The organism is Amycolatopsis sp. NPDC004625, assembly GCF_040609695.1.
In the GTDB taxonomy this organism is placed as follows: Bacteria; Actinomycetota; Actinomycetes; order Mycobacteriales; family Pseudonocardiaceae; genus Amycolatopsis.
Map to the genome: position 1 here is coordinate 59,680 of NZ_JBEXKX010000042.1, position 24,345 is coordinate 84,024.

Consider the following 24,345-nt stretch of genomic DNA (forward strand, 5'->3'; position numbering starts at 1 on the left):
CCCTCGGGAACGCGGCGACCCCCGCCGCCGTCAATGGCCCGCGAAGCCTTTCACGCCGTTGCTGAGGAGCGACTCAGCCTGGGGGTGGATTCCGGGTCGTCCCTTCGGGGGACCCGCGACCCTGAGCAGCGCTGGGTGCCGGTTCGGGTGCGCTCGGTGACGGCGTGTCCTCTTCGGACGGCTCGGGCTCGCTGCCGTTGGGGGAGACGTCTTCGGCGCGCGGGCGCCGCAGCGGCGTGGTCGAGCGGTCCCACAGCTTGCGGCCGTCTTCCGAGCGCAGCCGCTCGGAAGCGCGTTCCATCTCCAGCCGCCGCCACTTGCGCCGCTGCCGCCGGGTCGCCTTGGCCGGCCACAGTTCCTGGATCGCACTGTTGAAGTACGCGCCGCCCACGACGGCCAGCCCGATGAAGAACATCAGCAGCAGGAAGGCGATCGGCGCGGCCAGCGCGCCGTAGGTGTAGCCGGTCTTGGTGATCCAGTTCAGGTAGACGCGCAGGCCGACCGAGGACAGCAGGAACACGACCATGGCGAGCACCGCGCCCGGCAGCCCGCGGTGCCACGGCAGCTTCCGCGGCAGCGCGAGCTTGTACAACGTGGTCAGCGCGAGGGTGATCATCACCCCGAGGGTGGGGAAGTACAGTGCGCTCACCCACGACGTCACGGTGGGGCGCCAGGCCAGCGGGAAGAACTCCGGCAGCAGGTCGGGGCCGATCGCCAGCAGCGGCAGCCCGACCACGAGGATCACCAGGCCGCACAGGTAGAGCAGGAGCGCGAAGATCCGCTGCCAGACGTCGTTGCGGACGCCGTACTGGTCGTGCGCGACGGTGATCGCGTCCACGAACGACGACATCGCCGACGAACCCGCCCACAGCGAGATGAGGAAGCCGACCGAGACGATCTCGCCCTTGCCGACGGTGAGGATGCTGTTGACGGTCGGCTCGATGATGTCGTGGACGGCGTTCTGGCTGAACACCGTCCGGCAGAAGCCGATGATCCGGTCGTGCACCGCCGAGACGACGTCCTGCCCGAACCACTCGCCGACGAAGCCCAGGCTGCCGAGGAGGCCGAGCAGCAGCGGCGGGAGCGACAGGGTCTGCCAGAAGGCCGCCTCGGCGGCCTCGGAGAAGATGTTGCCCTCCCACGCCTTGGCGAACGTGCGCGTGACGAGCCGCCACGGCCCCTTGCGGGCCACCTTCGTCGCTGCGGACGGCTGCACCTCACCCATGACGTGTCCAGCATGGTCCATCCGTGCTGATTTGGCTCGTCACACCCCCTGCGGCCGGGCGTGTCGGCGGACATCACCCGTGCCGGTGCCCGGAACTGTCGGACCCGGCCGGTAGACTCGCTCCAGTGCCCTCACCGCAGTCGCTGACACAGAAGTCGGTACCACAGTGAGGGTTTTCGCACGTCAACGCACATGAGAGGGGGAGGGCCGGGATGACGGAGACGCAGCTCGGGGCGCCTCCCGCGGAGAAGGACTCGACCGCGCGCCCGCTGCGGGCGTGGCAGCGGCGGGCGCTCACCAAGTACCTGACGCAGAAGCCGAAGGACTTCCTCGCGGTGGCGACGCCCGGCGCCGGCAAGACGGTGTTCGGCCTGCGGATCGCCGCGGAACTGCTGAGCGACCGCACGATCGAGGCGGTCACCATCGTGACCCCGACCGAGCACCTCAAGCACCAGTGGGCGGCCTCGGCCGCGGCGGCCGGCATCGCCATCGACTCGAACTTCCGCAACACCACCGGTGTCACGTCGTCGGACTACAACGGCGTCGCGCTGACGTACGCGCAGGTCGCGGCGCACCCGACGCTGCACCGGGTGCGCACGGAGAACCGCAAGACCCTGGTGATCCTCGACGAGATCCACCACGGCGGCGACGCGAAGAGCTGGGGTGACGCGATCCGCGAGGCGTTCACCCCGGCCGTCCGGCGCCTGTCGCTGACCGGGACCCCGTTCCGCTCGGATGATTCGGCCATCCCGTTCGTCACCTACGAGCCGGATTCAGGCGGCTTCCAGCGCAGCAAGGCCGACCATTCGTACGGCTACGCGGACGCGCTGGCCGACGGCGTGGTCCGGCCGGTCGTCTTCCTGGCGTACTCGGGTGAGGCGTCCTGGCGGACCAGCGCCGGCGAGGAGTTCACCGCGCGGCTCGGCGAGCCGCTGACGGCGGAGCAGAACGCCCGGGCGTGGCGCACGGCGCTCGACCCGGCGGGCGAGTGGATCCCGGCGGTGCTGCAGGCGGCCGACACGCGGTTGTCGCAGGTCCGCCAGAGCGTGCCGGACGCGGGCGGCCTGGTGATCGCGACGGACCAGGAGTCGGCGCGGGCGTACGCGAAGATCCTCGAGCGGATCTCCGGCGAGATGCCGACGCTGGTGCTCTCGGACGACCCGAAGGCATCGGGCCGGATCAAGGAGTTCTCCGAGACGAACGAGCGCTGGATCGTGGCGGTCCGGATGGTCTCGGAAGGCGTCGACGTCCCGCGCCTGGCGGTCGGTGTGTACGCGACGAGCGCGTCGACCCCGCTGTTCTTCGCCCAGGCGATCGGCCGGTACGTGCGAGCGCGCAAGAAGGGCGAGACGGCGAGCGTCTTCCTGCCGTCGGTGCCGGTGCTGCTGGAGCTGGCGAGCGAGCTGGAGGCCCAGCGCGACCACGTCCTGGGCAAGCCGCACCGCGAGAAGGAGGGCTGGGAGGACGAACTCCTGGCCCAGGCCAACCGCACCGAGGACGAGCCGGGCGAGGAGGAGAAGGCGTTCACCTCGCTGGGCGCCTCGGCCGAGCTCGACCAGGTCATCTACGACGGCAACTCGTTCGGCACGGCGGTGTTCTCGGGGTCCGACGAGGAGCAGGAGTACCTGGGCCTACCTGGGTTGCTGGAGCCGGACCAGGTGCGGGCGCTGTTGCGCAAGCGCCAGGAAGAGCAGGTCGCGGACGAGAAGCGGCGGAAGCCGGCCAAGGAGCAGGCACCGCCGCCGACGGCCCGGCCGCAGTCGGTGAGCGAGCGGCTCGGTGCCCTGCGCAAGGAGCTGAACGCGCTGGTGGGGATGTACCACCACCGGACGAAGAAGCCGCACGGGGCGATCCACAACGAGCTGCGCCGGGTCTGCGGCGGCCCGGTGACCGCGATGGCGACCGTCGAGCAGCTCGAGGAGCGGATCGTCACGCTGCGGTCCTGGTGACGGCGGCGGGCCTCGCCCGCTGTCGCCCGGGAGGCTGAAGTTCCGGCGATCACCGTCCGTCTCCGGGGCGGCTGCGTCACCGCACCGCCGGGCTTGTGACGCTGTGTATCACTCTGTCACCGGCGGCTCGCCCGTCCGTCCCGGGCGCAGTGGCCGATCGGGCAGTTCCGGCGGCCAAGTCCGCAAGTCGGCGACCAAACGCGCGCCGGTGTCGTGGGTTCGCCACAGGTTGCGCTGGGTGTACACGACCGGAGCAAGGTCACAGCCTCGTGAAACCTCGATGTAACTAACCGTGAGTGCTGGCGATCACATCGTCAGCGGATCTACTCTTTCCGGGCGAGGTTCAGCCCGTGTTGCCGAACCGTGTCCAATTGGTGTCATTTAATCGATCCAGCTATCTTCCCCGCAGCCGCTCAGCGGCATATGTTGTCGCCCACAACATATGCGCGACGGTGCGCCGGGCCTCCCGGATCGCCGCCTCGCTGGCCCGAAGCACACGCCGACGGCCGCTCGTCACCAATGCTTGGATCCGGAAGGAACGAGGATGCGCAGCAGAACCCTTACCCTCCTCGCCGCCACGGTGAGCACCGGCCTGGTGCTGACCGCTTGCGGTACCAACAGTTCGAACAGCGGGGGCACCGGGAGCAACTCCGCTTCCTCGTCCGCCCCGGCCGCCGCCGGCGGTGCCAGCGGCAAGGTCGGCGTCATCCTGCCGGAGACCGCCAGCTCGGCCCGCTGGGAAGCCTTCGACAAGCCGATGCTCCAGGCCGCCCTCGCGGCGCAGGGCTTCGACGCCGACGTCCAGAACGCCCAGGGCGACGCCCAGAAGTTCTCCACGCTGGCCGACGGCTTCATCAGCTCCGGCGTCAAGGTCCTGATCATCGCCCCGTCCGACCCGGCCGTCGGTGCCGCCGTCGAGGCCAAGGCGAAGACCGCGGGCATCCCGGTCATCAACTACGACCGCCCGAGCCTCGGCGGCAGCGCCGAGTACTACGTCTCGTTCGACAACGAGAAGGTCGGCCAGCTGCAGGGCCAGGCCATGGCCGACGCGCTCAAGGACAAGAAGGGCGCGGGCGTCGTCCAGATCGAGGGCGCCCCGACCGACAACAACGCCACGCTGTTCACCAACGGCCAGGACTCCGTCCTCGAGCCGCTGTTCTCCTCCGGCGCGCTCAAGCGGATCCAGAAGCAGCCGATCAACGACTGGGACAACCAGCTCGGCGGCACCACGTTCGAGCAGATCTTCCAGGCCAACGGCGGCAAGGTCGACGGCGTTGTCGCGGCGAACGACGGCCTGGCGGGCGCGGTCATCACCATCCTCAAGAAGAACGGCCTCAACGGCAAGATCCCGGTCACCGGCCAGGACGCCACCGCGGACGGCCTCATGGCGGTCATGCGCGGCGAGCAGTACATGACCGTCTTCAAGCCGATCAAGGAAGAGGCGGAGGCGAGCGCCAAGCTGGCCGCCGCGCTGGCCAAGGGCGACAAGGCCGGTGCCGACGCCATCGCGACCGGCAAGCTGCACGACCCGAAGGGCAACCGCGACATCAAGTCCGTGCTGCTGACCCCGACGACGATCCTGGCCAAGGACATCAAGACCGTCGTCACCCAGGGCTACGTGAAGGCGACCGAGATCTGCGGTGGCGACCTCGCCGCCAAGTGCAGCTCGCTCGGCATCTCCTGAGCCCCCGCACCACCCCTTGAACAGCCGGGCCGGGACGCGCACCCCGACGGCGCGTCCCGGCCCGGTCCCCACCCAGGAGAAAGCCCATCCATGAGTGAGCCCATTCTCGAGATCAAGGGCCTGAACAAGAGCTTCGGGCCGGTCCACGTCCTCCACGACGTGGACTTCGACGTGCGCGCGGGCGAAGTGACCGCACTGGTCGGCGACAACGGCGCCGGCAAGTCGACGCTCGTCAAGTGCATCGCCGGCATCCACCCGTACGACTCGGGGGCCGTGCGGTTCAACGGCGAGGACGCCCACATCCGCGGCCCGAAGGACGCGGCCGAGCTCGGCATCGAGGTGGTCTACCAGGACCTCGCGCTCGCCGACAACCTCGACATCGTCCAGAACATGTTCCTCGGCCGCGAACGCGGCAGTTCCTGGAAGCTCGACGAAGCCAGCATGGAGAAGGCCGCCCGCGAGACGCTGGCCTCCCTCTCGGTCCGGACCGTGAAGTCGGTCCGCACGCCGGTCTCCTCGCTGTCCGGTGGCCAGCGGCAGACCGTCGCCATCGCGAAGTCGGTGCTGTGGAACAGCAAGGTCGTCGTGCTGGACGAGCCGACCGCCGCCCTCGGCGTCGCGCAGACCCGGCAGGTGCTCGACCTGGTCCGCCGGCTGGCCGAGCAGGGCCTGGGGGTCGTGCTGATCAGCCACAACATGGCCGACGTGTTCGAGGTCGCCGACCGCATCGCCGTGCTCTACCTCGGCCGGCTCGTCGCCGAGGTGCACACGAAGGACGTCACCCACGGCCAGGTCGTGGAACTGATCACCGCCGGTCGCTCCGGTGACCTCGGCCTGGCCCGGCCCGAAGCCGTGGTCCTGTGAGCGGGAAGAAAGAACCGGAAATGACTGAAACCCCTGCCAAGCACGAGGTCGGCACCCCCGCCGACGCGCTCGCGCAGACCCAGGCCCCCACCGGGGCGATCTCCGACTTCGGCATCGACACGACATCGATGTCACCCGGCGAAGCCGTCCGCGACTACTTCGCCCGCCTCCGGGCCGGCGAACTCGGCGCGCTGCCTTCGCTGTTCGGCCTGCTCGTGCTGGTCATCCTGTTCAGCGCGCTGTCGGACAACTTCTTCACGCTGGCCAACATCGCCAACGTGTTCCCGCAGGGCGCGGGCGTCATCATCATCGCGATGGGCATCGTGTTCGTGCTGCTGCTCGGCGAGATCGACCTCGCCGCCGGTGTGGCCTCCGGTGTCGCCGCGTCGGTGATGGCGTTGCACTACGTCCAGAACGGCAACCTGCTGGGCAACATGGGCACCGGCGTGTTCATCACGTTCATCGGGGTGCTGGCGCTGGCCATGCTGCTGTCCGCCTACCAGCGGATCTGGGCCGGCGCCGCGCTGTCGCTGGTCGGCCTGCTGCTCGTCGCGATCGGTGTCCCGGCCAACGCCTGGCTGGAGATCCTGCTGGCCATCTGCGTCGGCACCGCGATCGGCTGCATCACCGGCTTCCTCGTGTCGAAGATCGGCATGCCGTCCTTCGTCGTGACGCTGGCGCTGTTCATCGTGTGGCAGGGCGTCCTGCTGCAGTTCATCGGTGAGGGCGGCACGATCGGCATCAGCAACTCGGACGTCCTGTACAAGATCGCCAACGGCAACCTGAACATCCTGGGCAGCTGGATCTTCTTCCTCCTCGCGGCCGGCGGGTTCGCGGTCATCACGCTGACCAGCCACTTCAAGCGGCTCCAGCGCGGCCTGGTCGTCCAGCCGACGGCGCTGGTGATGGTCAAGGTCGGCGCGCTCGTCGTGCTCTCGGCGATCGGCACCTGGCTGCTGACGATCAACCGCTCGCCGAACAAGGCGGTCGTCACGATCGAGGGCGTCCCGTACGTCATCCCGATCATGCTGGTGCTGCTGGTGGCCGGGACTTACGTGCTCAACCGGACCCGGTACGGCCGGTACGTCTACGCGGTCGGCGGCAACAAGGAAGCTGCCCGCCGCGCCGGTATCGACGTGCCGAAGATCCGGGCGAGCGTGTTCGTCATCGGCTCGGCGATCGCGGCCATCGGCGGCATCGTCGCCGCGTCGAAGGTCGGTTCGGTCAGCCCGCAGTCCGGTGGCCTCAACACGCTGCTGTTCGCGGTCGGCTCGGCCGTCATCGGCGGCACGTCGCTGTTCGGCGGCAAGGGCCGGGTGTCCGACGCGGTGGTCGGCGGGCTCGTGATCGCGGTCGTCATCAACGGTCTCGGCCTGCTCAAGCAGCCGGCCGCGGTGGTCAACATCATCACCGGTCTGGTCCTGCTGCTCGCCGCCACGGTCGACGCGCTGTCCCGGCGCCGCGCGGCTGCGTCGGCGCGCTGAGCCAGCATGGAATGATAAAGCCCGTGACCAGCACACCCGTCGCTCGACCGGACGAGGTGCGCCGGCACAACCGCACGACCCTGCTCCGCCTGCTGCACGTCGGCGGGCCGAGCACCCGGGCGACCCTGGCGACCCAGCTGGGGCTCAACCGGAGCACGATCAAGACCCTCGTCGACGGGCTCGCCGAAGCCGGTGTCGTCGAGGAGAAGGTGCCGAGGCCGGGACGAGGGGCGGGCCGCCCCTCGCTCCTGGTCCTGCCCCAGCCGCACGCGGCGGTCGTGCTCGCGGTCGACCTGCAGGTCGAGCACGTCGCGATCGCCCTGGTCGGGCTGGGCGGCCAGATCCTGGGCCGCAACAGCTGGAACCTGCGCGGCCGGATGGGCCAGCCCGAGGAGGTCATCACCCACATCATCGAGTCGACGGCCATCCTGGCCGGCGACCTCGACGTGACCCCGGTGGCGGCCGGGGTGTCGGTGCCCGGCGTCGTCCGGCGCGCGGACGGGCACGTGCACGAGGCCCCGAACCTGCGCTGGACCGACGTGGCCCTGGGCGAGCGGCTCGGCGGCGTGCTGCAGATCCCGATCCTGGTCGGCAACGACGCCGAGTTCGGCGCGGTGGCCGAGCACCTGCGCGGGGCCGCCCGCGGGGCGTCCGACATCGTGTACATCTCGGCGGACGTCGGTGTGGGCGGCGGTGTGATCGCCGAAGGCTCGGCGTTGCGCGGCGGCTCGGGGTACGTCGGCGAGATCGGGCACATGGTGATCCGCCCGGACGGCCGCGCGTGCTACTGCGGGAGCAGCGGCTGCTGGGAGACCGAGGTCGGCGAAGCGGCGCTGTGCCGGGCGCTCGGCCTGGCCGAGGACACCGCGCGCGGGGCGATCCTGTTCGAGCTGCGCGAGCTGGGCCGCGACCCGGAGGCGGCGATGACGCGGCTCGCGGAGTTCGCCGAGTGGCTGACCCTGGGGCTGATCAACGTCGTCAACCTGCTGGGGCCGCAGCTGGTGATCCTCGGCGACCTGCTGACGGTGCTGCCGGAGGCGGTGCTGCGGCACGTCGGCACCGAGGTCCGGCGGCGCAGCCTGGTGAGCCGTGCGGTCGGCGGCACCCGGATCGTCAGCTCGGCGCTGGGCGCCGACGGGCGGCTGCTGGGTGCGGCCGAGGTGGCGTTCGAAGTGGTGCTGGATTCTGTCTGATTTTCTGTCCGCTTTCGTGTCCGCAATCACTGCGGTTCGCCGCCATAACGTGATATCCGACACGCGGCGAGCCTTATTCAGCCGTCGGCCGCCGCATGACTGGCGCTGCCCGGCGGCGGCCGGGTGGGTGGGTGCGGCGGCCTAGCCCGAATAAGACTCGATCTGCAAGATGCAGAAAGGCGGCCGGTGCCTGTGCGCACCGGCCGCCTTTCCCTACGTCTGTGTTACCGCTGGATGTCGGCGGACAGTTCCTTGAGCTTGGCCTCGTGCTCGCGGGCGTGGTGCCCGCAGAAGAGCAGTTCGCCGCCTCCGGAGAGGACAGCGCGTACCTGAGCTGCTGCTCCGCACCGGTCACAGCGGTCGGCGGCGGTCAGTTCGGGGCGGGTGAGCGTCGGCGATGTCATGGGGGTCTCCCTCCGTCCCGGCACCGGTCGCCCGGTGCCATCGATCCAGCTACGCCCACTTCGGGACTGCTGCCGGTGGCGGCGATCGCCTCCGGCTCCGCGTGTTCGTGCTTCCACTGTTCCAGACGTTTCGCGGCTCGCAAGTGTTCCCGCGCCGGTGGGACCTGAGTCACGTCGATTTACCCCGGATGCCGTAACCGGATCCCGCATTCCAGGAGACGAATACCCGGAGAGTTACGTTTTCCGTGGTCAGGCACCATGGGACGGTGAGTACGGTGACTTCGCCGCGACGGCTTTCCGCGGTACCCGCTCCGCTCTTGTTCGTTCTCAGCGGAATTTCGATGTACGCCGGAGCGGCGGTCGCGGTCGGCCTGTTCGGCCACGCGACCCCGGCGGGCGTGGCCTGGCTCCGCTGCCTCGGCGCGGCGGTGGTCCTGCTGGCGTGGCGCCGCCCGGGCCGGGCGGCCTGGCGCGGCAGGCGGCTGCTGCTGGCGATCGTGTTCGGCGTCGTGACGGCGGGCATGAACGTGCTGTTCTACGAGGCGATCGCCCGCCTCCCCCTGGGCACGGCGGTGGCGATGGAGTTCGCGGGCCCGGTGGTGGTGGCGGCCCTGGGCTCCCGGACCCTGCGCGACGCGCTGGCGCTGGTCCTGGTGGCGGCGGGCGTGGTGGCCATCGCGGACGTCCGCATCGGAGGCAGCTTCTGGGGCGTGGCGTTCGCCCTGGGCGCGGCCCTGGCCTGGGCGGGGTACATCCTCCTGGGCAAGCGGGTGGCGGTGGGTGGCGACGGCATCGACAGCCTGGCGATCGGCTTCCTCGCGGGGACGGTGGTGTTGTCCCCGCTGGCGCTGGGGACGGGCCCGGTGTGGTCCTCGCCACGGTTGCTGCTGCTGGGGGTCGGGGTGGGGGTGCTGTCGACGGTGGTGCCGTACGGGCTCGACCAGGTGGTGTTGCGCCGGGTGGGCCAGGCCCGGTTCGCGACGCTGCTGGCACTGCTCCCGGTGACGGCGGGGGTGATGGGGTTCGTGCTGCTCGGCCAGGTACCGAGCGTGGTGGAGGCGGCGGGGACGCTCGCGGTGGTCGCGGGGGTGGCGCTGCGGAGCCGCGAGGCGGCGGGGTCGGAACCACCGGGGTGAGGGAAGGGCGGTGGCGTGGGGTCGGCAGGATTCCCCGGGGCGGCGCCGCCGGATCGTCGTGGCCGTCAGGCACCCAGGTCCAGCGCGGCCCCAACCCCGGCCACCGCCACCGCCGGATCGTGGTGGCCCCCATCCCGCCCACCCGTGATACTTACCCCGGGCGGCACGAAAGCGGGTGGCCATGACGAAAGCGGCATCAGCCGCGGCGAAGGACTTCGCCGCCGCCGGCGTGGGCGGTGTCCACCTCGCCTGGGCCGACAACAACGGCATCCCGCGCTCTCGCATCGTGCCCGTCGCCGGGCTCGCCGATGCCGCCACCCGAGGTGTGGGGGTCACCTCGCTCTTCGCCGTCTTCGACAGCCACGACGCCATCACCTACGCGCACCCCGGCCTCGGCACGCCGTCCGGGGATGTGCGGCTCGTGCCCGTCGTCGACCGGCTGCGGCGGCTTGCCGGGCAGCCCGCGCTCGCCTGGGCTCCCGTCCGGCAGCTCACCCGGGAGGGCGACCCGTGGCCCTACTGCCAGCGGGCCGTCCTCGAACGGCAGGTCGCCGAGGCCGCGCGGCGCGGGCTGGAGTTCCGGGCCGGGTACGAGCTGGAATTCGCGGTCGCTCCCGCCGGGAGCCCCGGCATCCTCGCCACGCCCGGGCACCCCGGGCCGGCCTACAGCCCGCACGCCCTCGTCGGTCTCGACGGGTTCGTCGCCGCCCTGCTGCACGACTTCGCCGCCAACGGCCTGCGGATCGGCCAGCTGCACGCCGAGTACGGCGTTGCGCAGCTCGAACTGTCGCTGGCCGCCACCGATCCGGTGTCCGCCGCCGATGACCAGCTGCTCGCGCGGCAGACCATCCACGCCGCCGCGCGCGTGCACGGGCTCGCCGTCAGCTTCGCGCCGATGATCGGCGCCGGGGCGGCCGGGAACGGCTGGCACCTGCACACCTCCGTCCGCCGCAACGGCCGCAACCTGCTCGAAAGCGACGAGACCGGGCGGCCCGGCGGAGACGGCGCCGGGTACCTCGCCGGGCTGCTGCGCGACCTGCCGGCCCTGACCGCGATCACCGCGCCGAGCGTCCCGTCGACCCTGCGGCTGCGGCCCGGCTTCTTCGCCGGCGCGTACGCGTTCTGGGGCGTCGAAAACCGGGAGGCGCCGCTGCGGTACGTCCCCGGCTCGACGCTGCTGGGCGCCGACCACGCGAACGTCGAGCTCAAGACCTCCGACGCCTCGGCCAACCCGTACCTCGCGCTGGCCGCGGTGCTGGCCGCCGGGATGGCCGGCATCGAGGACGCGCCCGCGCTGCCCGAACCGATCGGCGAGGACCCGGGCGGCTGGCCGGACGCCGACCGGGACGCCCGCGGCGTGCGGCGGCTGCCCGCCGACACCGCGGCGCAGGACGCCGCGCTCGTGGCGGCGCCGCGGATCGCCGGGGTGCTCGGAGACGAGCTGCTGGGCGCCTTCCGCGCGGTGCGGGCGTCCGACGCGGCCTGGGCGGCCGAACGCCCGGTCGAGGAGATCGTCGCCGCCCACCTTTGGCGGTACTGAGAACCTTATTCTGGTCAGGACGGCGCTGACACTCGCGCCGGACGACGGCTGAACGAGGTTCGAGGGGACCGATGTCTTCGGGGATCGACGGCGGGCAGCTGGACCTGTCCGGGGTGCGGTGGCTGCCGGGCGGTGCCCGGCTGGCCGCGGTGGCCCAGGCGGAACTGCCCCAGAAAGACGGCCTGGCCGCGGCGTTCTGCGGGCTCGCCGCGCTCCGGGCGGCCGGGCTCGACGTACCCGACCAGGACGCCGTCGCGGCGGCCGCGGGCACGGTCCGCGGCCCGGTGGTGCGGCCGCGGGGCGAGGCCGGGCGCGCCGGGTTCCGGCTGCCCCTGCCGGTCGTCGACGACCCGGCCGCGGCGGGCACCCGGGTTTCCGGGCTGGCGGCGGCCGTCGGGTCGCTGTCGCGCGGCGCTCTCACCGCGGTGCCGGTGACGGGGGAGTGGACCACCGAGTCGCTCTTCGACCTGCTGGTCGGGCTGTGGGACGTCCCGCGCGTCGCGGTGATCGCCCGGATCGACGGCGCCGAGCTCGGCGCCCACGACACCCCGGAACGCGCGCTGCTCGACTACCTCGACACCGGCGTCCCGCCTCTGTGGACGTCCCGCTGGCGCCCGCCCGGCGGGCACTTCGTCCTCCTGGCCGGGATCCGCATCGGCGCCGAAGGCACGTTGTTGTCCGTTGTGGACACTTATCCGTCGTTGGGGGACAACGGGTTGCACGACCAGCCCGTCGAATGGGTGACGGCGGCGCTGGCCGGCCTCGGCGTCCTCGTGGTCGTCGACACCGGCCAGGCCGCCGTGGTGCGCGAAGCGGCCCGGGTCGCCGGGCTCAGTCCGTCCCCTTGGGACTGACCGGGGCGTCCGGGGCGAACCGGGAGTGCCGCCGCCCGTAGGCGAAGTAGATCACCAGGCCGATCACCAGCCACGCGGCGAACCGGATCCAGGTCAGCACGTTGAGGTTCAGCATCAGGTACAGGCACGCCAGCGCCGCCACCACCGGGACGACGGGCGAGAACGGCACCGTGAACGGCCGCTCCAGGTCCGGACGGCGGCGCCGCAACACCGGCACCGCCACCGCGACGATGATCATCGCCGAGAGTGCGCCGATGCTGACCATGTCGGCCAGCTCGGAGATCGGGATGAACGCCGCCAGCACGGCGATCAGCCCCGCGCCGCCGATGGTCATCCGGTGCGGGGTGCCCCAGCGCGGGTGCGTGCGGCCGAGCGCCTTCGGCAGCAGGCCGTCGCGGCCCATCGCGAAGCCGATCCGGCCGATCGTCACCAGCTCGACCATCATCACCGACGTCAGCCCGGTCACCGCGCCGAGCGAGATCAGCGCGCCCACCCAGTGCTGGCCGACCCGGTCGAACGCGTCCGCCAGCGGCGCACCGGTGTCGATGTCGGTGAACGGGATCATCCCGGTCAGCACGATCGACACGCCGATGTAGAGCAGCGCGCACACGCCGAGCGCGCCGAGGATGCCGACGCGGAGGTCCTTGCGCGGGTTCAGCGTCTCCTCGCCGAGGTTCGCGAGCGCCTCGAAACCGGTGTAGGCGAAGAAGACCACCGCGGCCGCGGTGATCATCCCGGCGATGCCGTAGACCGACTGCTCCAGCCCGAGCGCGGCCTGCACGATCGGCTGTTCCAGCACCGACGAACCGCCCTGCGGTGCCTGGGCCGGCGGGATGAACGGGGTCAGGTTCGCGCCCTTGACGAAGAACAGGCCGACCGCGAGCACCAGCACGCAGACGGCGACCTTGACGCACACCAGCAGGTTGGTCAGCCAGGCCGACTCCTTGATGCCCAGCACGGCCACCACCGTCAGCACCGCGATGATCAGCACGGCGCCGACGTTCACCTTCGCGTCCTCGCCGAACCACGCCGGTGACAGCCCGAGCAGGTTCGCCAGGTACCCCGACCAGCCGCGGGAGACGACCGCCGCGCCGAGGGCGAACTCCAGCAGCAGGTCCCACCCGATGATCCAGGCGAACACCTCGCCGAGGGTCGCGAAGGCGTAGGTGTAGGCGCTCCCGGCCGTCGGGACGCTGGAGGCGAGCTCGGCGTAGCACAGCGCCGCCAGCCCGGCGACGACCGCGCCGAGCACGAACGACAGCGTCACGGCCGGCCCCGCGTGCGTCTTCGCCTCCACGCCGGCGAGGGTGAAGATGCCGGTGCCGATGATGATCCCGACGCCGAACCCGGCCAGGTCGCGTCCGCGCAGCCGCCGTTTGAGCTCCCCGGAGTCCTGGCGCGCCAGGACCTCGTCCACGTTCAGCGTTCTCCGCACACCCATGAGGAGAAGTTAGAAGGTCACGGGCCCGCCCGCAGATCGGCCGGGCGGGCGATCACCGGGCCACCGGAGTGACGTCGTCCCGTGCGGATGGCGGGAACGGCCGGGCACCGGAATGCTGGTCCCGTGCCCGAACAGATCCCCGCCCGCACCGCCCTGCACGAGCTCGCCGACCGCTACGGGGTGGCCACCCGGTACGAGAACGCCGACCGGGTCTGGGTGGACGTGGACGACGACGTCGTCGTCGCCGTCCTGGGCCAGTTCGGGGTCGACGCGACCAGCGAAGCCGCCATCGCCGCCGCCCTCACCGCGCTGGCCGCGGCGCCCGCCGCGCTGCCGCCGACGATCGTCGTGCGGGAAGGCGCCGGCCGGGCGCTGGGCGTCGACGCCGAGGTCGTCCTCGAAGACGGGACGCGGCGGCGGACGGCCGACGGGGCGCTGCCCGCGGACCTGCCGCTCGGGTGGCACCGGGTCGTCACCGCCGACCAGGACGTGGTGCTCGCCGTCGTGCCGGCGTCGCTGCCGCGGGTGCGGCCCGCGTGGGGCTGGATGCTGCAGCTCTACGCCCTGCACTCGGCCGGCTCCTGGGGCATCGGCGACTACGCCGACCTCGCCACCTTCGCCGCCCGGTCCGCCGCCGAACTGGACGCCGGGGTGCTGCTCGTCAACCCCGTGCAGGCGATCAGCCCCGCCCACCCGGTCGAACGCTCGCCCTACTCGCCCGCGAGCCGCCGGTTCGCCAACCCCGTCTACCTGCGCGTCACCGCCACCGAGACCTTCGAGAAGGCCGATGCGGCCACCCGGGCGGCCGTCGAATCCCTCGCTCCGGACCGCGAAGGCGAGCTCGTCGACTACGACGCCGTCTGGACCGCCAAACGCGCCGCGCTCGAGCTGCTGTGGCCGCACCGGGTCGAAGCGGTGCCCGAAGAGGCCGACCTGACGAACTTCGCGCTCTTCTGCGCCCTCGCCGAGCGGCACGGCGGCGACTGGCGGGACTGGCCCGGGGACCTGCGCGACCCGGCCGGACCGGCCACCGCGAAGGCGCGCGAAGAACTCCAGGACCGGGTCGCCTTCCACGCCTGGCTGCAGCACCTCTGCCGGGTCCAGCTGGAAGCCGCGCGGCGGGCCGCGCGGGAGGCCGGGATGTCCGTCGGGATCGTGCACGACCTGCCGGTCGGGGTGCACCCCGGCGGGGCCGACACGTGGGCGCTCGACGACGTCTTCGCCGCCGGCGTGCGGGTCGGCGCGCCGCCGGACGCCTTCAACCAGCAGGGGCAGGACTGGAACCTGCCGCCGTGGCGGCCGGACAAGCTCGCCGAGGCCGGGTACGCGCCCTTCCGGGACGTCGTCCGGGGCGTTCTCCGCTTCGCCGACGGCATCCGCGTCGACCACATCGCCGGTCTGTGGCGGCTGTGGTGGATCCCGCCGGGCGAGCCCGCGCACCGCGGCACCTACGTGCACTACGACGCCGAAGCGATGGTCGGCGTGCTCGCGCTCGAAGCGCACCGGGCCGGCGCCGTCGTCGTGGGGGAGGACCTCGGCACCGTCGAAGAGGTCGTCACCGACACCTTGCACGAACGGGGGATGCTGAGCTCGGCCGTGCTGTGGTTCGAACGCGACTGGGACGCGCCCGGCCGGCCGTTCACGTCGCCGGGCAGCTGGGACCCGGACGCGATGGCCAGCATCTCCACGCACGACCTGCCGACCGTCGCGGGCTGGCTGCAGGGCGAGCACGTCCGGGTCCGGGCCGAGCTGGGCCTGCTGGACCGCGGGGTCGAAGCGGAGGAACAGGCCGCCGCCGAGGAGCGGAAGGCGTTGTTCGAACTCGTTGCGCGTGAAGGGATTCCGGACGACGACCCGGTCGTCGCGCTGCACACCCTGCTCGCGAGGGCCGCTTCGCGCCTGGTACTGACCTCGCCGGCCGACGTCACGGGCCAGGTGCGGCAGCCGAATCTGCCCGGAACCGTCGACCAGTACCCTAACTGGCGGATTCGCCTGCCCGTCAGCGTCGACGGCTTCTTCACCGCCAAGGGGGTCCGCGCCGCGGTCGCGCCGCTGGCGGCGGCCCGGCCGCTGCCCGGGTAACGACCACCCCCGCGCGTGCGACCCCCGGTGGTACGTCACCGGCACGACCCAAGCTCGAGGAGAACCCAGTGCGGCCCTGGCCCGGAACGCCCTACCCGCTCGGCGCCACCTACGACGGAGTCGGGACGAACTTCGCCCTGTTCTCCGAGGTGGCCGAGCGCGTCGAACTGTGCCTGTTCGACGCCGAGGGCAAGGAGACGCGGTACGCGCTCGAAGAGGTCGACGGCTTCGTCCACCACGGCTACCTGCTCAACGTCGGCCCCGGCCAGCGCTACGGGTTCCGGGTCCACGGCCCGTACGACCCGAAGCGCGGCCTGCGCTGCAACCCGAACAAGCTGCTCATCGACCCGTACGCGAAGGCCGTCTCGCACGGCGTGAAGTGGGACGAGTCGCTGTTCGGCTACAAGTTCGACAACCCGGACGAGCGCAACGACGACGACAGCGCCGGGCACGTGCCGTATTCGCTGGTGGCGAACCCGTTCTTCGACTGGGGCAACGACCGGCAGCCGAAGCGGCCCTACAACGAGACGGTCATCTACGAGGCCCACGTCAAGGGCATGACCGTGCACCACCCGTTCGTGCCCGAAGCGCTGCGGGGAACGTACGCCGGCCTCGCGCACCCCGCCGTCGTCGAACACCTGCAGAAGCTCGGCGTCACCGCCGTGGAACTGCTGCCGGTGCACCAGTTCGTCACCGACCACGGTCTCGCCGAAAAGGGCCTGACGAACTACTGGGGCTACAACACGATCGGGTACTTCGCGCCGCACGACTCCTACGCGGCGATGCCCGGCGAAGGTGGCCAGGTCCAGGAGTTCAAGGGCATGGTCAAGGCCTTCCACGAGGCCGGGATCGAGGTCATCCTCGACGTGGTTTACAACCACACGGCCGAGGGAAACCACCTCGGGCCGACGCTGTCGATGCGGGGCATCGACAACGAGGCCTACTACCGGCTGGTGGAGGGGGAGCCCGAGTACTACATGGACTACACCGGCACCGGGAACTCCCTCAACGTCCGCAACCCGCACACCCTGCAGCTGATCATGGACTCGCTGCGGTACTGGGTCACCGAAATGCACGTCGACGGCTTCCGGTTCGACCTCGCCTCGGCCTTGGCGCGCGAGTTCTACGACGTCGACCGGCTGTCGACGTTCTTCGACCTCGTCCAGCAGGACCCGATCGTCAGCCAGGTGAAGCTGATCGCCGAGCCGTGGGACGTCGGCCCCGGTGGCTACCAGGTCGGCAACTTCCCGCCGCTGTGGACGGAGTGGAACGGGCAGTTCCGCGACACCGTCCGCGACTTCTGGCGCGGCGAGCCCTCCACGCTGGGGGAGTTCGCGAGCCGGATCACCGGCTCGTCGGACCTCTACCAGGACGACGGCCGCCGCCCGTTCGCGTCGATCAACTTCGTCACCGCGCACGACGGCTTCACGCTGCGGGACCTGGTGTCCTACAACGAAAAGCACAACGAGGCCAACGGCGAAGACGGCCGTGACGGCGCCGACGACAACCGGTCGTGGAACTGCGGGGTCGAGGGCGAGACCGACGATCCCGAGGTCCTCGACCTGCGGGTCCGGCAGCAGCGGAACATGCTCGCGACGCTGATGCTGTCCCAGGGCGTGCCGATGATCCTGCACGGCGACGAGTTCGGCCGCACCCAGCAGGGCAACAACAACGTCTACTGCCAGGACTCCGAACTGTCCTGGATGGACTGGGAGCTGGCCAAGAGCCACGCCGACCTGGTCCGGTTCACCGGCGGTCTCGGCGCGTTCCGGCACCGGCACCCGGTGTTCCGCCGCCGCCGGTTCTTCCAGGGCGGCCCGGTCGGCAAGGGCGACAAGCTCGGCGACATCGCCTGGTTCACCCCGGCCGGCGAGGAGATGACCGAGCAGAACTGGGACGACGGCTTCGGCAAGGCCGTCGTCGTCTTCCTCAACGGCAAGGCGATCCCCGACCTCGACCAGCGCGGGATGAAGGTCGAGGACGACTCGTTCCTGCTCGCCTTCAACGCGCACTACGAGGACATCGACGCGACTCTCCCGGGCAACGGCTACGGGCAGAGCTGGACCGTCGTGGTCGACACCGCGACCGGCGAGGTGGACCCCGCCGACGCGAAGCCGATCGAAGGCGGCGGCCGGCTCACCCTGCCCGCCCGGTCCCTGATCGTGCTGCAACGAACGGAGACGGAGCCCGAATGACCGTGCCGGAGTCGACCTACCGGGTCCAGCTGCGCCCGGAGTTCACCTTCGCCGACGCGGCCGGCATCGCCGGCTACCTGCGCGACCTCGGCATCGGCGCGCTGTACGCGTCGCCGGTGCTGGACGCGGCGCCGGGCTCGACGCACGGCTACGACGTCGTCGACCCGACCCGCGCGCGGCCCGCGCTGGGCGGCGAATCAGCCCGCCAGGAGCTCTCCGCCCTGCTGAAGGAGCTCGGGCTGGGCCTGGTGGTCGACATCGTGCCCAACCACATGTCGGTCGAGGTGCCGAAGGCGAACCGCTGGTGGTGGGACGTCCTGACGCACGGCCGCGACTCCGAGTACGCGTCCTTCTTCGACATCGACTGGGACCGCGGCCCGCTCCGGCTGCCGGTGCTCGGCGACGACGACGCCGTCGCCGAGCTGGCCGTCGAAGGCGACGAGCTCGTCTACTACGACCACCGCTTCCCGATCGCCCCCGGCACGGGATCCGGGACGCCGCAGGAGGTCCACGAGCGCCAGCACTACCGCCTGATCGGCTGGCGCCGCGGCAACGCCGAGCTGAACTACCGCCGCTTCTTCGACATCACCACCCTGGCGGCGGTCCGCGTCGAAGACCCGAAGGTGTTCGCCGAGACGCACGGCGAGGTGCTGCGCTGGGTCGCCGACGGCGACGTCACCGGCCTGCGCGTCGACCACCCGGACGGCCTCGCCGACCCGGGCGGCTACTTCCGGCGGCTGCGCGCGAACGCGCCGAACGCGTGGATCGTGGCCGAGAAGATCCTGCACCCGGGCGAGCCGCTGCCGCAGACCTGGCCGGTCGACGGCACCACCGGCTACGACGCCCTGCGCGAGATCGCCGGCGTCTTCGTCGACCCGGCGGGCGAGCCGGACTTCACCGCGCTGGCGAACGAGCTGGGCGTGAAGACCGGCTACCACCGCGTCGAGGCCGAGGCCCGGCGCCTGGTCACCGACCGCATCCTGGTCGCCGAGGTCCGGCGGATCGCCGCGCAGCTGCCCCACGTCGACCCCGTGCAGGCCCGGCAGGCGGTGGCCGAGACCATGATCGCCTTCCCCGTCTACCGCTCCTACCTGCCCGAAGGCGCGGCGAACTGGACCGCGGCGATCGACGGCGCCCGCCGCGCCCGGCCCGACCTCGCCGAGCCGCTGGCGATGCTCGACGGCGTCCTGCGCAAGAACCCGGAGAGCGAGCTGGCCACCCGCCTGCAGCAGACGTCCGGGATGGTCGTGGCCAAGGGCACCGAGGACACGACCTTCTACCGCTACACCCGCTTCGCCGCGCTCAACGAGGTCGGCGGCAACCCGGACCGGTTCGGCCTCGGCGTCGAGGAGTTCCACCGGCTGGCCGCCGAGCGCGAAGCCGGCTACCCGGCCGCGATGACGACCCTGACCACCCACGACACCAAGCGCTCCGAGGACACCCGCGCCCGGATGGCCGTGCTCGCCGAGGTGCCCGGCGAGTTCGCCCGGGCCGTCCGGCGGTGGACCGCGCGGCGGGGGATCGACGAGCCGTCGCTGAACCTGCTGGCCTGGCAGACGCTCGTGTCGACCTGGCCGATCGAGCCGGCCCGGCTGCGCGACTACCTCGACAAGGCGGCCAAGGAGGCCAAGCTCCGGACCAGCTGGACCGAGCACGACGAGGCGTTCGAGGCCGACGTCGCCGCCTGGCCCGAAGACGTCGTGAACGACGCCGAGCTGGCCGGGGACGTCGACGGGTTCGTCCGGCGCATCGAGCGGGCCGGGTACGTGAACTCGCTCGGGCAGAAGCTCGTCCAGCTGACCGCGCCCGGCGTCCCGGACGTCTACCAGGGCACCGAGCTGTGGGACTTCTCGCTGGTCGACCCGGACAACCGCCGCCCGGTCGACTACGCGGCCCGCCGCGAGATCCTGGCCCGGATCCTCGACGGCGAGCAGCCGGAGATCGACGCGTCGGGCGCGGCGAAGCTGCTGGTCGTGCACAACGCGCTGCGGCTGCGCCGCGAGCACCCGGCGCTGTTCCGCGGCTACCGGCCGCTGCGGGCCGAGGGCCCGGCCGCCGCGCACGTCTTGGCCTACACCCGCAGCCCCGATCTCGCCGTCGCGGTGACCCGGCTGCCGGTCGGCCTCGAAGCCGGCGGCGGCTGGCGCGACACGGTCCTCCCGCTGCCGGACGGCGTCTGGACCGACGTCCTGACCGGCCGCGACGCGAGCCCCGAGCCGGCCACCCTGTTCGACCGCTACCCCGTCGCGTTGCTGGTGCGAGGAGACGCATGAAGTTCAGCGTGTGGGCCCCGGCGGCCCGCCGGGTCCGGGTGAGCGTCGACGAAGGCGTGCACGAGATGACCGCGGGCGAGGGCGGCTGGTGGCACGCCGAGGCCGAGGGCGTCAACTACGCCTTCCTCCTGGACGACGACGGGAAACCGCTGCCCGACCCGCGGTCACGCCACCAGCCGCACGGCGTCCACGCCGAATCGCGCGTCTACGACCACGGCGAGTTCGCCTGGACCGACGACGCCTGGACCGGACGGCAGCTGCCCGGCGCCGTCCTCTACGAGCTCCACGTCGGCACCTTCACCGGGGGTGGCACCTTCGACGCGGCGATCGACCGGCTCGACCACCTCGTCGACCTCGGCATCACGCACGTCGAGCTGCTGCCGGTCAACGCCTTCGACGGCACCGCGGGCTGGGGCTACGACGGCGTCCTGTGGGGTGCGGTCCACGAGCCCTACGGCGGCCCGGACGGGCTCAAGCGGTTCGTCGACGCGGCCCACGCGCGCGGGCTGGCGGTCGTGCTCGACGTCGTCTACAACCACCTCGGGCCCTCCGGCGCCTACCTGGACCGGTTCGGCCCGTACTTCGCCGGCCAGAACGACTGGGGCCCCGGCCTCAACCTCGACGGCGCCGGGTCCGACGAGGTCCGCCGGTACGTGATCGACAACGCGCTGAGCTGGTTCCGGGACTTCCACGTCGACGCGCTGCGCCTGGACGCCGTGCACGCGCTGCTCGACCGGCGTGCGGTCCACCTGCTCGAACAGCTCGCCACCGAGGTCGACGCGCTGTCCGCGGCGCTGAACCGGCCGCTGACGCTGATCGCCGAGTCCGACCTCAACGACCCGCGGCTCGTCACGCCCCGCGAGCGCGGCGGCCACGGCCTGCACGCCCAGTGGTCGGACGACTTCCACCACGCCCTGCACGTCAAGCTGACCGGCGAGACCACCGGGTACTACACCGACTTCGCCGCGCCGGACGCCCTGGAGCGGGTGCTGCGCGAGGTGTTCTTCCACGCGGGCACCTGGTCGTCGTTCCGGGAGCGGACCCACGGCCGCCCGGTCGACACGCGGACCGTGCCCGGCCACCGCTTCCTCGGCTACCTGCAGGACCACGACCAGATCGGCAACCGCGCGACCGGCGACCGGCTGTCCGCGACGGTGCCGGCGGGCCGGCTGGCCTGCGGGGCGGCGCTCCTGTTCTGCTCGCCGTTCACGCCGATGGTGTTCATGGGGGAGGAGTGGGCGGCGAGCACGCCGTGGCAGTTCTTCGCGTCCTTCCCGGACCCGGAGCTGGCCGAGGCCGTCCGCACGGGCCGCCGTCGGGAGTTCTCCCGGCACGGCTGGGGCGAATCCGACGTGCCCGACCCGATGGACCCGGCCACCGTCGAACGGTCGCGGCTCGACTGGGCCGAGCCCGAGCGGCCCGGTCACCGGGAGGTGCTGGAGCTCTACCGCGCGTTGATCCGGCTGCGCCGGGAACGGCCGGAGCTGGCCGATCCGTGGGTCGCGGACCTGCGGATCGACTCCGCACCGGACGGATCCTGGCTCGTGCTGCACCGCGGCGCGCTGCGGCTGGCCCTCAACTTCGGCCCCGGCCCGGTGACCCTGCCGCTCGGGGCGGCGGCATCGCTGCTGACCTGGGGAGCGGCCACCGTGGACGGTGGGGCCGCGCACCTGCCCCCGGACACCTTCGCGATTGTCGAAACCACACCCTGACGGCGGTTGCCTCCCGGTAACTCCTCTGTCATGGCGCGCACGCAGCACCGAAGATCTGGGACGATTCAGGAATGGCCACACGACCCTCCGCCGACCACGTCCTCGCCGGCCGGCCCTTTCCGCTCGGCGCCCACCCCGAGGCCGGCGGGGTGCGGTTCGCGATCACCTCCGCCCTCGCGGACGCCGTCGAGCTGTGCCTGATCGACGCGGACGGGTCGGAACGCCGGATCGCGCTCACCGAGCGCACCTTCGGCGTCTGGCACGGCCTGGTGCCCGGGGTGACGCCGGGGCAGCGGTACGGCTACCGGATCCACGGCCCCTACGACCCGGCCCGCGGCCTGCGCTGCAACCCGCACAAGCTGCTGCTCGACCCGTACGCCCGGCAGATCACCGGCCGGCTCACCGACCTGACCGCGGCCCAGGGCTTCACCGGCGACCCGGAGCGCGGGCCGATGTCCACTGTGGACTCCCTGGGCAGCGTGCCGCTGTCGGTGGTCAGCTCGCCCGGCGGCCCGGACACCGGGATCAAGCCGGAGGTGCCGTTCGAGGAGGCGGTCGTCTACGAGCTGCACGTCAAGGGCTTCACGCAGCGGCACCCGTTCATCCCGGCACCCCTGCGCGGCACGTACCTCGGCCTGGCCCACCCGGTGGCGATCGAGTACCTGACCCGGCTCGGCGTCACCTCGGTCGAGCTGCTGCCGGTGCACGCGTTCCTCGACGAGCCGTCGCTGATCCGGGCCGGGCGGCACAACTACTGGGGCTACTCGCCGCTGGGCTTCTTCGCCCCGCACGCCGCCTACGCCAGCGAACCCGGCCACGAGGTCGAGGAGTTCCGGCTGATGGTGGCCGCCCTGCACGCGGCCGGCATCGAGGTGATCCTCGACGTCGTGTTCAACCACACCTGCGAGGGCGGCCCGGACGGGCCGACGCTGAGCTTCCGCGGGCTGAACGCGCCGGTGTACTACCTGCACACCGAGCGCGGCCACATGGCCGACATCACCGGCTGCGGCAACACGCTGGAGGCCGGCTCGCCGACCGTGGTCCGGCTGGTCACCGACTCGCTGCGGTACTGGACGCAGGAGATGGGCGTCGACGGCTTCCGGTTCGACCTCGCCAGCACCCTCGGGCGGCCGCGCGGCGGGGCGTTCGACCCGGCGTCGACGCTGCTCACGGCGATCACCACCGACCCGGTGCTCTCGCGCTGCAAGCTGATCGCCGAGCCGTGGGACGCGACCGGCGAGGGCTACCGCGTCGGCGGCTTCGGCGCCCAGTGGGCGGAGTGGAACGGCCGCTACCGCGACACCGTGCGTGACTTCTGGCGCGGCACGACCGGCGTCCGCGACCTCGCCTACCGGCTGTCCGGCTCGTCGGACCTCTACGACCACAACCTGCGGCGGCCCTGGCAGTCGATCAACTTCGTCACCGCCCACGACGGCTTCACGCTGCGGGACCTGGTGTCCTACAACGAAAAGCACAACGAGGGCAACGGCGAGGACAACCGCGACGGCACCAACGACAACCGCTCGTGGAACCACGGCGCCGAGGGCCCGACCACCGACCCGGCGATCCGCGCGCTGCGCGCCCGGCAGGCCCGGAACCTGTTCGCGACGCTGCTGCTGTCCACCGGCACCCCGATGCTGACCGCGGGTGACGAGTTCTGGCGGACCCAGGGCGGCAACAACAACGCGTACTGCCTCGACGACGAGACGTCCTGGCTGGACTGGACGCCGGACGACCCGGAGGCCGAGACCATGCTCGCGTTCGCCCGCCGGGTGGTGCGGCTGCGCGCGAACAGCCCGGCGCTGCGGCAGCCGGAGTTCTTCGAAGGCCGGACCACCCCGACCGGCAAGCCGGACCTGGTCTGGTTCCGCCCGGACGGCGAGGAGTTCGGCGAGAGCGACTGGTTCGAGGACCGGCACACGCTCGGCATGTGGATCGACGGCTCGAACAGCCAGGCCCGCAACCGCGAGGGCGAGCTGGTGCCCGACCACTCGTGGCTGCTGTGGATGCACGCCGGCGATGCCCCGGCCGAGGTGATCCTGCCGGGCCGCGAGTACGGCGAGACGTTCAAGCCGACGCTGGACACGAGCACCGCGGACGGCAGCCCGGCCAACCCGGGCACCCTGGAGGCCAAGACCCGCGTGACCCTCCAGTCCCGCTCGCTGCTCCTGCTCCGCGCCCCGCGCCTGGCCGCCGAACCCCACCCCGAACCCTACTGACGCGTACCCGGCGGGTCGGCCCGCGTACCTGTGGGGTCGGCTCGCGTACCCGGAGGGTCGGACGGTGAGCCGACCGTCCGGGTACGCGAG

At 71.9% G+C, this 24,345-nt stretch carries 16 protein-coding genes; 13 read left to right on the forward strand and 3 right to left on the reverse strand.

Annotated features, from left to right (window positions below; translation table 11 throughout):
- Positions 1-73: 73 nt before the first annotated feature.
- Positions 74-1,225, reverse strand: coding sequence for a YihY/virulence factor BrkB family protein (locus tag ABZW17_RS35665; RefSeq protein WP_354823943.1), 1,152 nt, complete (start codon positions 1,223-1,225; stop codon positions 74-76).
- Between the two features lie 212 nt (positions 1,226-1,437).
- Between ABZW17_RS35665 and ABZW17_RS35670 the strand changes: the two genes are divergently transcribed.
- From ABZW17_RS35670 to ABZW17_RS35690, 5 genes are all read left to right on the forward strand, one after another.
- Positions 1,438-3,174 (forward strand): DEAD/DEAH box helicase, encoded by a 1,737-nt coding sequence (locus ABZW17_RS35670; protein ID WP_354823945.1) that lies wholly within the window; start codon positions 1,438-1,440, stop codon positions 3,172-3,174.
- Positions 3,175-3,718: 544 nt separating this feature from the next.
- On the forward strand, positions 3,719-4,858 hold the full coding sequence (locus ABZW17_RS35675; RefSeq protein ID WP_354823947.1) for a substrate-binding domain-containing protein: 1,140 nt from the start codon (positions 3,719-3,721) through the stop codon (positions 4,856-4,858).
- Between the two features lie 90 nt (positions 4,859-4,948).
- Complete coding sequence (locus ABZW17_RS35680; protein ID WP_043783645.1) at positions 4,949-5,722, forward strand: ATP-binding cassette domain-containing protein; 774 nt, start codon at positions 4,949-4,951, stop codon at positions 5,720-5,722.
- A gap of 20 nt (positions 5,723-5,742) precedes the next feature.
- The gene (locus tag ABZW17_RS35685; RefSeq protein WP_354823949.1) at positions 5,743-7,206 is read left to right on the forward strand and encodes an ABC transporter permease; all 1,464 of its coding nucleotides are present in this window, start codon (positions 5,743-5,745) and stop codon (positions 7,204-7,206) included.
- A gap of 11 nt (positions 7,207-7,217) precedes the next feature.
- On the forward strand, positions 7,218-8,399 hold the full coding sequence (locus ABZW17_RS35690) for an ROK family protein (RefSeq protein WP_354823951.1): 1,182 nt from the start codon (positions 7,218-7,220) through the stop codon (positions 8,397-8,399).
- Positions 8,400-8,623: 224 nt separating this feature from the next.
- On the opposite strand, the gene ABZW17_RS35695 is transcribed toward ABZW17_RS35690, so the two are convergent.
- The gene (locus tag ABZW17_RS35695; protein ID WP_191316871.1) at positions 8,624-8,803 is read right to left on the reverse strand and encodes a hypothetical protein; all 180 of its coding nucleotides are present in this window, start codon (positions 8,801-8,803) and stop codon (positions 8,624-8,626) included.
- A 341-nt stretch (positions 8,804-9,144) separates the two neighbouring features.
- Between ABZW17_RS35695 and ABZW17_RS35700 the strand changes: the two genes are divergently transcribed.
- The 3 genes from ABZW17_RS35700 (at position 9,145) to ABZW17_RS35710 (ending at position 12,333) form a co-directional block, all read left to right on the forward strand.
- Positions 9,145-9,939 (forward strand): EamA family transporter, encoded by a 795-nt coding sequence (locus tag ABZW17_RS35700; RefSeq protein WP_354823953.1) that lies wholly within the window; start codon positions 9,145-9,147, stop codon positions 9,937-9,939.
- A 181-nt stretch (positions 9,940-10,120) separates the two neighbouring features.
- The gene (locus tag ABZW17_RS35705; protein WP_354823955.1) at positions 10,121-11,479 is read left to right on the forward strand and encodes a glutamine synthetase; all 1,359 of its coding nucleotides are present in this window, start codon (positions 10,121-10,123) and stop codon (positions 11,477-11,479) included.
- Positions 11,480-11,550: 71 nt separating this feature from the next.
- Positions 11,551-12,333, forward strand: a complete 783-nt coding sequence (locus ABZW17_RS35710; protein WP_354823957.1) for a hypothetical protein — start codon at positions 11,551-11,553, stop codon at positions 12,331-12,333.
- Here ABZW17_RS35710 and ABZW17_RS35715 read toward each other — a convergent pair.
- On the reverse strand, positions 12,311-13,774 hold the full coding sequence (locus tag ABZW17_RS35715) for an amino acid permease (protein WP_354823959.1): 1,464 nt from the start codon (positions 13,772-13,774) through the stop codon (positions 12,311-12,313). The genes ABZW17_RS35710 and ABZW17_RS35715 overlap by 23 nt on opposite strands.
- 123 nt (positions 13,775-13,897) lie before the next feature.
- Here ABZW17_RS35715 and malQ point away from each other — a divergent pair, with 123 nt between their 5' ends.
- The 5 genes from malQ to glgX (ABZW17_RS35740) all read left to right on the forward strand — a co-directional run bounded on the left by malQ (position 13,898) and on the right by glgX (ABZW17_RS35740) (position 24,255).
- Positions 13,898-15,856: a 4-alpha-glucanotransferase gene (gene malQ, locus ABZW17_RS35720; RefSeq protein WP_354823961.1), complete on the forward strand. Its 1,959-nt coding sequence runs from the start codon at positions 13,898-13,900 to the stop codon at positions 15,854-15,856.
- 68 nt (positions 15,857-15,924) lie between these two features.
- Positions 15,925-18,051: a glycogen debranching protein GlgX gene (gene glgX / locus ABZW17_RS35725; protein WP_354823963.1), complete on the forward strand. Its 2,127-nt coding sequence runs from the start codon at positions 15,925-15,927 to the stop codon at positions 18,049-18,051.
- Positions 18,048-20,324, forward strand: a complete 2,277-nt coding sequence (gene treY / locus ABZW17_RS35730) for a malto-oligosyltrehalose synthase (protein ID WP_354823965.1) — start codon at positions 18,048-18,050, stop codon at positions 20,322-20,324. Before glgX (ABZW17_RS35725) ends, treY begins: the two co-directional genes overlap by 4 nt.
- The gene (gene treZ, locus ABZW17_RS35735) at positions 20,321-22,036 is read left to right on the forward strand and encodes a malto-oligosyltrehalose trehalohydrolase (protein ID WP_354823967.1); all 1,716 of its coding nucleotides are present in this window, start codon (positions 20,321-20,323) and stop codon (positions 22,034-22,036) included. The genes treY and treZ overlap by 4 nt, the downstream gene beginning before the upstream one ends.
- 71 nt (positions 22,037-22,107) lie before the next feature.
- Positions 22,108-24,255 carry a glycogen debranching protein GlgX gene (gene glgX / locus ABZW17_RS35740; protein ID WP_354823969.1) on the forward strand — a complete coding sequence of 716 codons (2,148 nt, stop codon included), beginning with the start codon at positions 22,108-22,110 and terminating at the stop codon, positions 24,253-24,255.
- Positions 24,256-24,345 lie beyond the last annotated feature (90 nt).

Bases quoted from the DNA above. Each gene is read 5' to 3' on its own strand.
- ABZW17_RS35665 (WP_354823943.1), bottom strand. From the start codon at position 1,225: ATGGGTGAGGTGCAGCCGTCCGCAGCGACGAAGGTGGCCCGCAAGGGG.
- ABZW17_RS35670 (WP_354823945.1), top strand. From the start codon at position 1,438: ATGACGGAGACGCAGCTCGGGGCGCCTCCCGCGGAGAAGGACTCGACC.
- ABZW17_RS35675 (WP_354823947.1), top strand. From the start codon at position 3,719: ATGCGCAGCAGAACCCTTACCCTCCTCGCCGCCACGGTGAGCACCGGC.
- ABZW17_RS35680 (WP_043783645.1), top strand. From the start codon at position 4,949: ATGAGTGAGCCCATTCTCGAGATCAAGGGCCTGAACAAGAGCTTCGGG.
- ABZW17_RS35685 (WP_354823949.1), top strand. From the start codon at position 5,743: ATGACTGAAACCCCTGCCAAGCACGAGGTCGGCACCCCCGCCGACGCG.
- ABZW17_RS35690 (WP_354823951.1), top strand. From the start codon at position 7,218: ATGATAAAGCCCGTGACCAGCACACCCGTCGCTCGACCGGACGAGGTG.
- ABZW17_RS35695 (WP_191316871.1), bottom strand. From the start codon at position 8,803: ATGACATCGCCGACGCTCACCCGCCCCGAACTGACCGCCGCCGACCGC.
- ABZW17_RS35700 (WP_354823953.1), top strand. From the start codon at position 9,145: ATGTACGCCGGAGCGGCGGTCGCGGTCGGCCTGTTCGGCCACGCGACC.
- ABZW17_RS35705 (WP_354823955.1), top strand. From the start codon at position 10,121: ATGACGAAAGCGGCATCAGCCGCGGCGAAGGACTTCGCCGCCGCCGGC.
- ABZW17_RS35710 (WP_354823957.1), top strand. From the start codon at position 11,551: ATGTCTTCGGGGATCGACGGCGGGCAGCTGGACCTGTCCGGGGTGCGG.
- ABZW17_RS35715 (WP_354823959.1), bottom strand. From the start codon at position 13,774: ATGGGTGTGCGGAGAACGCTGAACGTGGACGAGGTCCTGGCGCGCCAG.
- treY (WP_354823965.1), top strand. From the start codon at position 18,048: ATGACCGTGCCGGAGTCGACCTACCGGGTCCAGCTGCGCCCGGAGTTC.
- treZ (WP_354823967.1), top strand. From the start codon at position 20,321: ATGAAGTTCAGCGTGTGGGCCCCGGCGGCCCGCCGGGTCCGGGTGAGC.
- glgX (WP_354823969.1), top strand. From the start codon at position 22,108: ATGGCCACACGACCCTCCGCCGACCACGTCCTCGCCGGCCGGCCCTTT.